General features: G+C 71.6%; 12 protein-coding genes. 4 read left to right on the top strand and 8 right to left on the bottom strand.

Translation table 11 applies throughout. The features are described from left to right. Positions 1 to 137 precede the first annotated feature (137 nt). Positions 138 to 965, top strand: coding sequence for an EI24 domain-containing protein (locus ACFZBT_RS00060; RefSeq protein ID WP_391097289.1), 828 nt, complete (start codon positions 138 to 140; stop codon positions 963 to 965). Here the strand turns inward: ACFZBT_RS00060 and ACFZBT_RS00055 are convergent. After that, positions 916 to 2148: a pyroglutamyl peptidase gene (locus ACFZBT_RS00055; RefSeq protein WP_391097288.1), complete on the bottom strand. Its 1233-nt coding sequence runs from the start codon at positions 2146 to 2148 to the stop codon at positions 916 to 918. The genes ACFZBT_RS00060 and ACFZBT_RS00055 overlap by 50 nt on opposite strands. Positions 2149 to 2328: 180 nt before the next feature. On the opposite strand from ACFZBT_RS00055, the gene ACFZBT_RS00050 reads away from it, so the two are divergent. After that, entirely contained in the window at positions 2329 to 4770 is a 2442-nt protein-coding gene (locus ACFZBT_RS00050) for a glycoside hydrolase family 3 C-terminal domain-containing protein (protein WP_391097287.1), read from the top strand. Positions 4771 to 4852: 82 nt separating this feature from the next. Here ACFZBT_RS00050 and ACFZBT_RS00045 read toward each other — a convergent pair whose 3' ends face one another. Further along, complete coding sequence (locus tag ACFZBT_RS00045; protein ID WP_391097286.1) at positions 4853 to 5824, bottom strand: galactose-1-epimerase; 972 nt, start codon at positions 5822 to 5824, stop codon at positions 4853 to 4855. 15 nt (positions 5825 to 5839) lie between these two features. Then, positions 5840 to 6727, bottom strand: coding sequence for an SGNH/GDSL hydrolase family protein (locus ACFZBT_RS00040; RefSeq protein ID WP_391097285.1), 888 nt, complete (start codon positions 6725 to 6727; stop codon positions 5840 to 5842). A gap of 258 nt (positions 6728 to 6985) precedes the next feature. Here ACFZBT_RS00040 and ACFZBT_RS00035 point away from each other — a divergent pair, with 258 nt between their 5' ends. Then, positions 6986 to 7480 (top strand): DUF3145 family protein, encoded by a 495-nt coding sequence (locus ACFZBT_RS00035; RefSeq protein ID WP_391097284.1) that lies wholly within the window; start codon positions 6986 to 6988, stop codon positions 7478 to 7480. 151 nt (positions 7481 to 7631) lie between these two features. Here the strand turns inward: ACFZBT_RS00035 and fabF are convergent, their stop codons facing one another. From fabF to fasR, 5 genes are all read right to left on the bottom strand, one after another. Further along, positions 7632 to 8903, bottom strand: a complete 1272-nt coding sequence (gene fabF, locus ACFZBT_RS00030; protein ID WP_391097283.1) for a beta-ketoacyl-ACP synthase II — start codon at positions 8901 to 8903, stop codon at positions 7632 to 7634. An 85-nt stretch (positions 8904 to 8988) separates the two neighbouring features. Next, a complete protein-coding gene (locus tag ACFZBT_RS00025; protein WP_030836897.1) occupies positions 8989 to 9237 on the bottom strand; it encodes an acyl carrier protein in 249 nt (82 codons plus the stop codon). Positions 9238 to 9319: 82 nt separating this feature from the next. Beyond that, complete coding sequence (locus tag ACFZBT_RS00020) at positions 9320 to 10321, bottom strand: ketoacyl-ACP synthase III (protein WP_328338245.1); 1002 nt, start codon at positions 10319 to 10321, stop codon at positions 9320 to 9322. 25 nt (positions 10322 to 10346) lie between these two features. Beyond that, positions 10347 to 11276 carry an acyltransferase domain-containing protein gene (locus ACFZBT_RS00015; RefSeq protein WP_391097282.1) on the bottom strand — a complete coding sequence of 310 codons (930 nt, stop codon included), beginning with the start codon at positions 11274 to 11276 and terminating at the stop codon, positions 10347 to 10349. An 89-nt stretch (positions 11277 to 11365) separates the two neighbouring features. After that, complete coding sequence (gene fasR / locus ACFZBT_RS00010) at positions 11366 to 12571, bottom strand: fatty acid biosynthesis transcriptional regulator FasR (RefSeq protein WP_391097281.1); 1206 nt, start codon at positions 12569 to 12571, stop codon at positions 11366 to 11368. Positions 12572 to 12633: 62 nt separating this feature from the next. On the opposite strand from fasR, the gene ACFZBT_RS00005 reads away from it, so the two are divergent. Continuing rightward, entirely contained in the window at positions 12634 to 13284 is a 651-nt protein-coding gene (locus tag ACFZBT_RS00005) for a pirin family protein (RefSeq protein ID WP_391097854.1), read from the top strand. Positions 13285 to 13376 lie beyond the last annotated feature (92 nt).

The following is a 13376-nucleotide window of genomic DNA, read 5'->3' as shown; positions in this document are numbered from 1 at the left end:
CTCCTCCGGGGCTTCCTGAGATCGGTACGGCGAGGTGTACCGGTTCGACTCAACGGCAACAAGTGCGCGTCGGTGTCACCGGTGACCCGGATGGCCCCTGCGGAGGGCGTCCGGGCCTGCCCCGATAGGGTTTTCCCATGCGCGATCTCGGGGTGGGCTTCCAGTACCTGCTGAAGGGCCAGCGATGGGTGGCCCGGCACGGCAAGCAGTACGGCTTCGGGCTGCTCCCGGGCCTGATCACCCTCGTCCTGTACGCGGCGGCGCTGGTCGCGCTGGCGTTGTGGGGCCAGGACGCCGTCAGCTGGGCGACGCCGTTCGCCGACGACTGGTCGAGCCCCTGGCTCGGCCTCTTCCGCGGTTTTCTGACCGTCGTCCTGTTCGCCCTCGCCCTGCTCCTCGCCGTCGTGACCTTCACCGCGGTGACGCTGCTGATCGGGCAGCCCTTCTACGAGAACCTCTCCGAGAAGGTCGACCGGGACGTCTCCCCGGACGGCCACGCCCCCGAGTCGGGCCTGCCGCTCTGGCGCGAGCTGTGGATCTCCGGCCGCGACAGCCTGCGGATCGTGGTGCGGGCCGCCCTGTGGGGCGTGCTGCTGTTCGCCTGCGGTTTCATCCCGGTCGTCGGCCAGACGGCCGTACCGGTGCTCGGGTTCTTCGTCACCGGGTTCTTCCTGACCGAGGAGCTGACCGCCGTCGCCCTCCAGCGCCGGGGCGTCGACCTCCGCACCCGCCTGGGCCTGCTCCGCTCCCGCAAGACCCTGGTCTGGGGCTTCGGCACGCCCCTGGCCGTGGCCTTCCTGGTGCCGGTCGTCGCGGTGTTCCTGATGCCGGGCGCGGTCGCGGGAGCCACCCTCATGGCGCGTGAACTGCTGGGCGAGGAGATCCAGGAGGGTGACGGGGACGGCGACCGGGCTGTCACGACGCTTCCGCAGCCACCTTCAGGATCGTCCTCACCTGGGCGATGATGTCCAGCCGGTTCCGCACGAACTCCGGGTCGGTGACCTCGGTGGTGTTCCCGGTGCCGAACTGGAGCACGGGCGTGTGCACATGCCCGCCCGGCAGCCGGTCGTGCAGCCCCAGCCGGTCCCGGAGCAGCGTCGCCCGGTAGGCGATCTCGTTGGAGAGGTAGTCCCCGCCGCCGCCCTGCCGTGCGGTCGAGCCGGGGGTCGGCCCGTCGGGGCGTACGACGGGCTGGGTGCCGCCCGCCGGGATCTCGGTGACGCTCGTGTTGTCGTACACGGGGAACCGGCCGGTGTCCGCGGCGACGATCGCCCGGTACGGCAGCGTGGTCGTCGTCCACTGAGGCTGTGAGGCCGGGTCGGTGACGGGGACGGTCTCGGTGCGGCCGATGTTGTCGTTGTCCCCGAAGCCGCCCCGCCAGGCCCCGTTGGTCCGCTCGATGTCGAACTTCCCGACCCGGCCCTGGCTCACGGTCGTGAACAGGTCGACCTTCGGCAGATACGGCCGCAGCGTCCGCTCCACCGTGCCCTCCGTGAAGTCCTGCCAGCGCACCGGGAACACGGCTGTCTCGATCCGGGCCGGGCCGTCCGCCGTCTCGATCACCGTGCCGTCGAGGGCGAGCGCGGTGGCGCCGGACGGGTTGGAGATCCGGATGTCCCGGTCCAGGGTGAACGGGTCGAAGCCGGTGAGCAGGATCCGCTTCAGGCCCTTGCCGTGGGGGTAGCGAATAGCGTTCTGGCCGCGCGAGGTGCGCTCCAACTCGTCCAGCAGCGCGGCCCGCTGTTGGTCCGTCAGCCCGAACACCGGCTCCCAGGTGCGCACTTCACGCGTCATGCCGAGTCGTGCCCAGTACAGGGGGCGGTCGTCGTCCCGGCTGAGGTCCCCGCCCGCGGGGCCACGCCCCTGCGCCCGGTCGACGGCACGCCGCCACAGTCGCGTGCCCTCACGCGTGAGCGCACGGCGGGCCTCCTCGTACGACCCGGCCGCGTCGAGGGCCCGGGCCAGCCGCGGGGCGGCGGTGTCGAACCCGGAGCGGCGCAGGATCTCCTGAGGGGCGGCGCGGTCGAGCCGCTGTTCCTCGACAGTGGGGGAGGGGGCCGTCTCGGCGGCGCTCGCGGTGGTGGGGGTGGTGAGGCCGGTCAGCAGGGCGAGACCGAGGACGCCGAGGCGAACGCGTATGGAGTTCAAGGAGGTTCAGGCCTTCCGTCACGGTGGGGGTGGCGTGGTGCCGGACGGCGGCAGTATCGCGTGACAGGAGTGATCTACGCCATGGGCAGGGTGCTTCGGCGCAAGGAGTGCTGTCCCGAATCCTTCACATGCCGGCGAGGCAGGATGAGGAGGGACATCGACTTCAACCAGGAGGCCGGCGTGACGGATACAGCAGAGGTACGGCGTGAGGCTGCGGTCGAGGCCGCTCTCGGCAAGCTCGACCTGGACGCCAAGGCACGGCTGCTGGCCGGGCGGGACATGTGGAGCCTGCCCGCGCTGCCACAGGTCGGCCTGGCCTCGCTGGTCATGTCCGACGGCCCGATCGGCGTCCGCGGGGTGCAGTGGAGCGCCGACGACCCCTCCGTCGCGCTGCCCTCACCGACCGCCCTCGCCGCCACCTGGGACCCCGGACTCGCGCACCGGGCGGGTGTGCTGCTGGCCCAGGAGGCCCGCCGCAAGGGCGTTCACGTCCTGCTCGCCCCCACGGTCAACCTGCACCGCTCCCCGCTCGGCGGCCGCCACTTCGAGGCCTACAGCGAGGACCCGTACCTCACCGGCCGGATCGGCACCGAGTACGTCCGCGGCGTCCAGTCCGGCGGCGTCGGCACCACCGTCAAGCACTTCGTCGCCAACGACGCCGAGACCGACCGCCTCACGGTGAACAACCTCGTCGGCGAACGCGCCCTGCGCGAGCTGTACCTGGCCCCCTTCGAGGCGATCGTCGAGAACGCCCGCCCCTGGGGCATCATGACCGCCTACAACTCCGTCAACGGCCCGACCATGACCGAGCACCACCACCTGGTCAACGAGGTCCTGCGCGGCGAATGGGGCTTCGACGGCGCCAACGTCTCCGACTGGACCGCCGCCCGCTCCACCACCGGCGCCCTCGCCGGCGGCCTGGACATCGCGATGCCCGGCCCGCGGACCGTGTACGGCGAGGCCCTCGCGCAGGCCGTGCGGGACGGCGCGGCCGACGAGGCCCAGGTCGACGAGGCCGTTCGGCGCGTCCTGCGCCTCGCCGCCCGGGTCGGCATCCTGGACGGCGCCGAACCGGTCGTCACCGAACCGCCCGCGCACGTCGACGGCGAGGCGCTCGCCCGCGAGATCGCCCGCCGCTCCTTCGTCCTCGTGCGCAACGAGTCGGGCGCGCTGCCGCTGAAGCCCGGCAGCGTCGCGCTGATCGGCGCGGCCGCCCGTGACGCCCGTGTCCTGGGCGGTGGCTCCGCCACGGTCTTCCCCGCCCGGACCGTCTCCCCGCTCGACGGCCTCACCGCCGCCCTCCCCGGCGGCAGCCTCACCTACGCCCTCGGCGCCGACCCCAACACCGAACTCCCGGTCGCCGAACCGGGCTTCGAGCTGCGCGCGGTCTGCCGCGACAGCGACGGCACCGTCATCGGCACCCGCTCGGCCCCCAGCGGCCACATCCAGTGGATGGGCGACGACCTGCCCGACGGCGTCACCCACGACACCCTGCACAGCGTCGAACTGACCGGCACCTTCACCCCGCGCGAGTCCGGCACCCACACCTTCGGCTTCAAGGGCCTCGGGCCCTTCAGGCTGACCGTCGCGGGCACCACGTACTTCGACGGCGTCCAGCGCCCCGCCGAGGACGGCGACCCCTTCGCCGCCTTCTTCGGCGCCCCGGTGCCCCACGCCCGCGTCGAACTCACCGCGGGCGAACCGGTCGAGGTCTCCCTCACCTACACCGTCCCGCCGCGCGACGGCCACCCCATGCGGGTCATCGGCTTCACCCTCGCCCACCAGGACCCGCAGCGCGACCCCGACGAGCTGATCGCCGAGGCCGCCGCGGCCGCCCGCGCCGCCGACACGGCCGTCGTCGTGGTCGCCACCACCGACCGCGTCGAGTCCGAGGGCTTCGACCGCACCGACCTGCGCCTCCCCGGCCGCCAGGACGACCTGGTCCGCGCCGTCGCCGCCGCCAACCCCCGCACGGTCGTGGTCGTCAACTCCGGCTCCCCGGTGGAACTGCCGTGGCGCGACGACGTCGCCGCCGTGCTCCTGAGCTGGTTCCCCGGCCAGGAGGGCGGCGCGGCCCTCGCGGACGTGCTGACCGGCGCCCAGGAGCCCGGCGGCCGCCTGCCCACCACCTGGGGCTCCCTGACCGACGCCCCGGTCACCCAGGTCGTCCCGGAGAACGGCGAACTCCTCTACGACGAGGGCGTCTTCATCGGCTACCGCGCCTGGGAGCAGCAGGGCCGCACTCCCGCCTACCCCTTCGGCCACGGCTTCGGCTACACCGACTGGACCTACGAGTCGGTCGAGGTCGCCGCAAGCGCCGAGGGGACCACCGCGAAGGTCCGCCTCCGCAACACCGGCGACCGCCCCGGCCGTGAGGTCGTCCAGGTCTATCTCGCCCCGAGCGAGCCCGACCCCACCCGCCCGGCGCGCTGGCTGGCCGGCTTCGCGAGCGTCGAGGCCGCACCCGGCGAGAGTGCCGAGGCGACCGTCGAACTGCCGCGCCGCGCCTTCGAGAGCTGGGACGAGGCGAACGCCTCGTGGTCGTTTGTGAAGGGTTCGTACGAGATCCAGGTGGCGCGCTCGATCACCGACCGCAGGATCACCGCGACGATTAACGTCTGACCGGGACGAGTTCCCCACTGAGCAGCCCCGGTCCGGGACCTGACCCCTGGACCGGGGCTCGTGAGTTCTCGGGGCCCGCGGCTCAGCGGATGCCGAACCCGTACACCGTCTCCGAGCGGAACACCTCGCCCGGCCGCAGCACCGTCGTCGGGAAGTCCGGCCGGTTCGGGGAGTCGGGGAAGTGCTGGGTCTCCAGCGCGATGCCGTCGCCGGGCGCGAACGGCTCGCTCAGATGGTCGGCGGTGTAGAGCTGGAGTCCGGGCTCGGTCGTCGCCACCGTCAGCACCCGCCCGGACGCCGGGTCGTGCAACTCGGCGACCTCCACCGGGACGTCCGCCACGCCCTTGTCGAGCACGAAGTTGTGGTCGTAGCCGGAGCCGACCTTGCGGGCCTCGCGGAAGTCGAATCGCGTGCCGGTCACGTCCTCCGGGCCGCCGGTCGGGATCAGGTCCGCGTCGACCGGCGTGTACCGGGAGGCGGCGAGCCGCAGTTCGTGGCCGCCCGCGTCGCCGGAACCGCCCAGGTTGAAGTAGCTGTGGTTGGTCAGGTTCACCACGGTCGGCGCGTCCGTCACGGCCTCGTAGGCGATCCGCAGCGCGCCGCTCTCCTGGAGCGTGTACGTCGCCGTGACCTCCAGCCGCCCTGGGAACCCTTCCTCGCCGTGCGGACTGACCCGGCTGAGCCGCACCCCGTGCTCGACCGGGGCCGCGTCCCACACCCGCTTGTCGAAGCCGTGCACCCCGCCGTGCAGCGAGTTCGGCGCGTTGTTCGGTTCCAGGGCGTACGTCCGGCCGTCCAGCGGGAAACGGCCGCCGGCGATCCGGTTGGCGTACCGTCCGACCAGGGCCCCGAGATACGGCCCGGGGTGGGCGAGATAGCCCTCGAGATCCGGGAACCCCAGCACCACGTTCCCGGCCCGGCCCGCCCGGTCCGGCACCTCGACGGACTGCACGATCCCGCCGTACGACAGCACCCGCACCCGTACGCCCGCCCGCTCCAGGGTCCAGCGGTGCACCGGTGTGCCGTCGGAAAGTGTGCCGAAGAGTTCGTTCATGTGCGGAACTCTAGGTCAGCGGCCCCGCGCGGTGACGGTGCGGTACGCGATCTCCGCCAACCGGGCCTGTCCGTTCACGCTGGGGTGGAAGTAGTCCCAGCGGCTCAACTGGGCCGTGCCGAAGCGGTAGTCGTACACCGCGCCCCCGTCGTACCGGCACCGCTTGTCCTCGGCGCAGACCTCCCTCAGGACCTTGTTGTAGTCCTCCACCCGCTTCTGCACCGTGTCCCGCCGCAGGGTCGCGGCCGAGTCCAGGGCGTCCGCGTCGCCCAGCATCGACGGGCAGATGCCCAGCTGCCACACCTGCTTGCCCAACGGGCTGTTGCGGCCCTGCGACCACAGCCGCTTCAGGTTCGGCACGCTCGCCACGAACACCTGGGCCTTGGGCAGGGCCTCGCGCAGGGTGCGCAGCGCGTCCTCGAAGTCGCTGCGGAAAGCGGAGACCGGGGTCATCGCCGCCGCGGAGGACCGGCAGGCGTCGTTCGCCCCGGCCATCACCGTCACCAGCTGCGGCTTCCGCCGCACCGCCTGGGTCATCTGCCCGGGCAGATCGGCCATCCGGGCCCCGGTCACGGCGTAGTTCCAGCTCCGCTCGGCGGCCTTGGCCTTCCCCAGCAGCCGGACGGCGAGCGAGTCCACCTCGGGGCTGGCGCCGGTCGCCCAGGACGCCTCCGGACAGTCCTGCAGCACGTCACAGGCATCGAAACCACGGGTGATGGAGTCACCGAGCGCGGCGACAGAGCCGGGGCTGCGGTCCCACAGGGGGGTGGGTCTGGGCGACGGCTTCGCGCTGGCGGACGGGGCGGGGGAATTGCCCCCCACGGCGTCACATCCCGTGACCCCCAGGGCAGTCGCCACGGCCACGGCGGCAACGATCCGTGACCGGTGGCTTCGCTTTCGCATGCCTGTTCCATCCCCTCGCCGCGCCATGGCTGTCTCCCCACCCATTAACAACGCACGAGGGTTCCCGACCGATCAGGTGCAACGGCTCACACCCGTACAAGCGTCCCCCTGGGTGAATGACGAGCGATATCCGGCACCGGGACCGACCGTACGTCACACTCCTCGCCCCACCGCACGGTAGCCTCGCCATCAACGTGACCCGCCCGGTCACAGCCGTTCCGCCCGTTCAAAGATGGTCCGCTCTGCCCGGAGGTTCCGGTGACGACACGTGGGGTTCTGTACATGCACTCCGCGCCGCGCGCGCTGTGCCCGCACGTCGAGTGGGCCATCGCCGGGGTGCTCGGCACACGCGTCAGCCTGGACTGGATCCGCCAGCCCGCCGCGCCCGGCACCTGGCGCTCGGAGTTCTCCTGGCAGGGCCAGCCGGGCACGGCGTCGAAGCTGGCATCGGCCCTGCGGGGCTGGCAGCTCCTGCGCTTCGAGGTGACGGCCGAACCCTGCTCCACCGCCGAGGGCGAACGCTACAGCTGCACCCCCGACCTGGGCATCTTCCACGCCGTCACCGGCATCCACGGCGACATCCTCATCCCCGAGGACCGCCTCAGAGCGGCCCTCCAGCGCGCACAGCGCGGCGAGACCGACCTGGAAGCAGAGCTCAACAAACTCCTGGGCAAGCCCTGGGACGACGAACTGGAACCCTTCCGCTACGCAGGCGAAGGCGCCCCGGTCCGCTGGCTCCACCAGGTGGTATGAGTTTTTAGGGGCGCGGGGCTGTTTCGATTTGCGGCTCCGCCGCGTGGGCGCGAACAACCCCCACCAGCCGTCACGCGGCCCACAACAGGTCACAGAACGGCGATTGGCCCGAACCCCCTCAGGGAGTCCGGGCCAGTCACCGTAAAGACGATCAAACCGTCCGGAACGCCAGCACCACGTTGTGCCCACCGAACCCGAACGAGTCGTTCAACGCGGCGATCCGCCCATCAACCGGCAGCTTCCGAGCCTCCCCACGGACGACATCGGCATTCGCCTCCGCCTCCGGGTCGAGGTTCTCCACATTGATCGTCGGCGGAGCCACCCGGTGGTACAGCGCGAGAACGGTCGCAACCGTCTCCACCCCACCCGCGCCACCGAGCAGATGCCCGGTCATCGACTTCGTCGCGGACACCGCGAAGTGGTCGGCGTCGTCACCGAACACCTTCCGCAGCGCCTTCAGCTCGGCGATGTCACCGGCCGGCGTCGACGTCGCATGCGCGTTGACGTGCACGATCTCCGCCGGGTCCAGCTCGTTGCGCTCCAGCAGGTGCCGCAGGGCCTGCGAGATGCCCCGTCCTTCCGGCTCCGGCTGCACGATGTCGTGGCTGTCGGCCGAGATGCCCTGGCCGACCGCCTCGGCGTACACCCGGGCCCCGCGCTTCGCGGCGTGCTCGGCGGACTCCAGGACGACGACACCGGCGCCCTCACCGAGGACGAAGCCGTCGCGGGCCACGTCGTAGGGACGCGACGCGCCCTGCGGGTCGTCGTTGTTCTTGGACATCGCCATCATGTTGCCGAACGCGGCGATCGGCAGCGGGTGGATCGCCGCCTCCGTGCCACCCGCGACGACGACGTCGGCGCGGCCGGTGCGGATCATCTCGATGGCGTAGCCGATGGCCTCGGCGCCGGAGGCGCAGGCGGAGACCGGCGTGTGCACGCCGGCCCGCGCACCCACGGCCAACCCCACGTTGGCCGACGGGCTGTTGGGCATCAGCATGGGCACGGTGTGCGGGGAGACGCGGCGAACGCCCTTCTCCTTCAGCACGTCGTACTGGTCGAGCAGAGTCGTCACGCCGCCGATGCCGGAGGCGATGACCGCGCCGAGCCGGTCCGGGTCGACGTTCGGGTCCTCGTCGGCGCTCGCTTCGAAACCGGCGTCGGCCCAGGCCTCCTTGGCCGCGATCAGCGCGAACTGCGCCGAGCGGTCCAGGCGGCGGGCCTGCGGCCGGGGGATGACCTCGGTCGGCTCCACGGCGACCGGGGCCGCGATACGGACCGCCTGTTCGGCGGCCCACTCCTGCTCCAGGGGCTTGACGCCGGACTTGCCGGCGATCAGGCCCTCCCAGGTAGAGGCTGCGTCGCCACCCAGCGGTGTGGTTGCGCCGATACCGGTGACGACCACGGTGCGATTGGTCGGGCTCACGGGAATTCTTTCTCCAACGGATACGAGGATTAAGCGGCGCCACCGCCGGGTGGCGGGGCAGTCGGCCCAGGGCCTGGTCGGACGATCAGCCCTGGTTCTTGAGGATGTAGTCGGTCGCGTCGCCGACGGTCTTGAGGTTCTTGACGTCCTCGTCCGGGATCTTGACGTCGAAACGCTCTTCGGCGGCGACGACGACCTCGACCATGGACAGCGAGTCGACGTCCAGGTCGTCGGTGAAGGACTTGTCCAGCTGGACGTCCTCAACCGGGATGCCGGCGATCTCGTTCACGATCTCGGCGAGACCGGCGACGATCTCTTCCTGAGTGGCGGCCATGTTGGCGCTCCTTCGTAGATATCCAGAGGGTGTGGCAGGTGTTTCCTCCCGTGCCGGACCGCAATGATCCGGCACGGAGTGCCTAGGGGAGGGTAACGACAGTCGCGGCGTAGACGAGACCCGCCCCGAAGCCGATGACGAGCGCGGTGTCGCCGCTCTTCGCCTCACCGGTCGCCAGGAGCCGCTCCATCGCGAGCGGGATCGAGGCGGCCGAGGTGTTGCCGGTGGTGCGTACGTCACGCGCGACCGTGACGGACTCCGGCAGCTTGAGTGTCTTCACCATCGAGTCGATGATCCGCTCGTTGGCCTGGTGCGGAATGAAGACGTCCAGGTCCTCCGCGGAGATGCCGGCGGCGTCCAGCGCCTCCTTGGCGACCTTCGCCATCTCGAACACGGCCCAGCGGAACACCGCCTGGCCCTCCTGCGTGATGGCGGGGAACTTGGCGACCTCGCCGGAACGGTAGTCCGTCCACGGCACGGTCTGCTTGATGGTCTCGGACTTGTCGCCCTCGGAGCCCCAGACCGTGGGGCCGATGGCGGGCTCCTGGGCCGGGCCCACGACGACCGCGCCGGCGCCGTCACCGAACAGGAAGGCCGTCGCGCGGTCCTCCAGGTCGGTCAGGTCGCTCAGCCGCTCCACGCCGATCACCAGGACGTACTCGGCAGAGCCCTCGACGATCATGCCCTTGGCGAGGGTGAGGCCGTAGCCGAAGCCCGCGCAGCCGGCCGAGATGTCGAAGGCGGCGGCCTTGTTCGTGCCGAGCTTGTCGGCGATCTCGGTGGCGACGGCCGGGGTCTGCTTGAAGTGCGAGACGGTCGAGACGATCACGCCGCCGATCTGCTCGGCGGAGATCCCGGCGTCGGCGATCGCCTTGCCGGACGCCTCGACCGACATCGCGGCGACGGTCTCCTCGTCGTTCGCCCAGTGCCGGGTCTCGATGCCGGAGCGCGAGCGGATCCACTCGTCGGACGAGTCGATCGTCTCGAGGATCACCTCGTTCGGCACGACCCGGGTCGGGCGGTACCCGCCGACGCCGAGGATGCGCGCGTACGGGGCGCCCTTGCTGGGCTTGATCTTCGCCATGCGGACGGCTCCTTGGGGGCGGCGGTCAGGCGTGCTCGGCGATGAGCTCGCGAGCCGCGTCGAGGTCGGCGGGGGACTTCAGGGCCAGCGTCTTCACACCGGGCAGAGCACGCTTGGCGAGACCGGTGAGGGTACCGCCGGGGCACACCTCGAGCAGGGCCGTCACGCCGAGCTCCTTGAAGGTCTCCATGCACAGGTCCCAGCGGACCGGGTTGGCGACCTGACCGACCAGACGGTCCAGCACCTCGGTGCCGGCGGCGACGGACCGCCCGTCCTTGTTCGAGACGTAGGTGACCTGCGGGTCGCCGGGCGTCAGGGCCTCGGCGGCCTTCGCCAGGGTGTCGACCGCGGGGGCCATGTGGTGGGTGTGGAAGGCGCCGGCGACCTTCAGCGCGACGACCTTGCGCACGCCCTCGGGCTTGTCCGCCTCCAGCGCGGCGAGCTGGTCCTTCGTACCGGCAGCGACGATCTGGCCCGCGCCGTTGATGTTCGCCGGGGTGAGGCCCAGCTTCTCCAGGTGCGGAACCGTCACTTCGGGGTCTCCGCCGAGCAGGGCCGCCATGCCGGTCTCCGTGACGGCGGCGGCCTCGGCCATGGCGAGCCCGCGGGTGCGGACCAGGCGGACGGCCTCCTCGTGCGGGAGCACACCGGCGAGCGAGGCCGCGGTGAACTCGCCGACGCTGTGCCCGGCGATGGCGCCGACCTTGCGCGGCAGCTCGGCCGGGTCGTCGAACAGCGTGTACGCGGACGCCAGTCCGGCCGCGACCAGCAGCGGCTGCGCCACCGCGGTGTCGCGGATCTCCTCCGCGTCGGCCTCGGTGCCGTAACGGATCAGGTCGAGGCCCACGGCGTCGGACCATGCCTCAAGGGCACCGCGGACACCGGGGAAGTCGAGCCATGCTGACAGGAAGCCGGGCGTCTGGGCGCCCTGGCCGGGAGCGACGAGTACGAGCACTCTCACACTCTCTCTTGGGGACGGGCGCGGCCGCCCGTGGGGACAGGGACGAAGAACACGAGGGGGTTTTGTCGGGCTCCGACAAAACCTTAGGGCTGGAGATCTCCATCGACCAGACGCCCCAGGATCAGAGCGATCCGCAGCGTGAAGGCAGAGCGTACATCGGAGGGTGACCACCCGGTGACGTCAGTCACACGTCGAAGCCGGTAGCGGACGGTGTTGGGATGGACGAACAGCATCCGGGCGGCGCCTTCCAGACTGCTCGCCTGTTCGAGATAGACACTGAGGGTCTCCAGGAGCGCGGCCCCGGCCTCCTCCAGTGGTCTGTAGATCTCCTCCACCAGTTGCTCACGGGCCGAGGGGTCACCGGCGATCGCGCGCTCCGGGAGCAGGTCGTCCGCCAGGACCGGGCGCGGGGCGTCCTGCCAGGCGGAACTCGCCTTCAGCCCCGCCGCCGCGGCCTGCGCGGACCGGGTCGCGGCCAGCAGGTCCGGCACCACCGGCCCCGCCACGACCGGGCCGGCCGCGTACGGGCCGATGAGCGACTTGGCGACGGCCAGCGGGTTGTCGCTGCCGCCCGCGATGACCACGAGCCGGTCCCCGAGCACCCCGGTCAGCACCTGGAGCTTGGCGTGCCGGGCGGCCCGCCGGATGGCCTCGACGGTCAGTTCGGAGTCGCCGTCGGGCGCGGTGCCGAGCACCACACACACGTGTTCGGGCGAGTTCCAGCCGAGGGCGGCGGCGCGGGACACGGCGCCCTCGTCGGCCTCGCCGCTGAGCACGGCGTTCACGACCAGGGACTCCAGCCGGGCGTCCCAGGCACCGCGTGCCTCAGCGGCCTGCGCGTACACCTGGGCGGTGGCGAAGGCGATCTCCCGGGCGTAGACGAGCAGCGCCTCGCGCAGCACGTTCTCGTCGCCGGGGGCCGCGACCTCGTCGATCGCGCTCTCCATGACCTCGATCGTGGTGCGCACCATCTCCACGGTCTGCCGCAGCGTGATCGCCCGGGTCAGCTCGCGCGGCGCGGTTCCGAACACGTCGGTGGAGATGGCCTGCGGGGCGTCCGGATGCCGGAACCACTCGGTGAAGGCGGCGATACCCGCCTGCGCGACCAGACCGATCCAGGAACGGTTCTCCGGTGGCATGGCCCGGTACCAGGGCAGCGTCTCGTCCATCCGCGCGATGGCCTGCGCGGCGAGCGATCCGGACGACTCCACCAGCCGCTTCAGCGTCGCGGCATGCGGGTGGGCGTCGTGTGTGGCGGCTGCGTTCTTGCTGGTTTCGGGTTCGGGCACGGGGACAAGACTGCCTTATCCGGACGGGAAGGTGCGTCGGCGGGTCTACGGTGGTCCGCGTGATGCACGTACGGCGCGCTGATGAGCGCTACCCCGGAGGGGAACCCGCCGCGGGGATCGAGACCTGGCACGCCTTCTCCTTCGGGCCCCACTACGACCCGGACAACCTCCGTTTCGGCGCGGTGATCGCCTGCAACGAGGAGCGGCTGGCGCCGGGGGCCGGCTTCGACGAGCATCCGCACAGCCACACCGAGATCGTGACCTGGGTCGTGGAGGGCGAGCTGACGCACCGGGACTCCACCGGCCACGAGTCGGTGGTGCGCCACGGGGACGTGCAGCGGCTCAGCTCGGCGGGTGGGGTACGTCACGTGGAGCGCAACGACGGCCCCGGCCCGCTGACCTTCGTGCAGATGTGGCTGGCCCCGCTCCGGCCCGGCGGCGACCCGTACTACGAGGTCGTCCACGGCATCGCTGACTCGACGCCCTACGCCGTCCCGGAGGCGGGCGCGATGCTGCACGTGCGGCGCCTGAGTGCGGGGGAGCGGACGGCGGTGCCGGACGGGGCGTACGCGTACGTGCATGTCGTACGGGGTGATGTACGCCTCGACGGCGAGGACCTGGGCGCGGGCGACTCGGCCCGCGTCACGGACGCCAAGTCCCTGGAGGCCGAGGGCGTGACCGAGGCGGAGTTGCTGATCTGGGAGATGTCCTAGGTCGTGTCCGCAAAGTCCCTTCGTCCGCCCGGAGGGCGGGCCCTGCGGCGTCTGGTGCGTGCTCTGGGGGTCCCCCCGGCCGAAGGCTGGGG

This window comes from Streptomyces sp. NPDC008137, assembly GCF_042957035.1.
GTDB lineage: Bacteria > Actinomycetota > Actinomycetes > Streptomycetales > Streptomycetaceae > Streptomyces.
The sequence above is the reverse complement of the archived record's forward strand: the minus strand, read 5'-3'. Positions and strand labels throughout refer to the sequence as shown.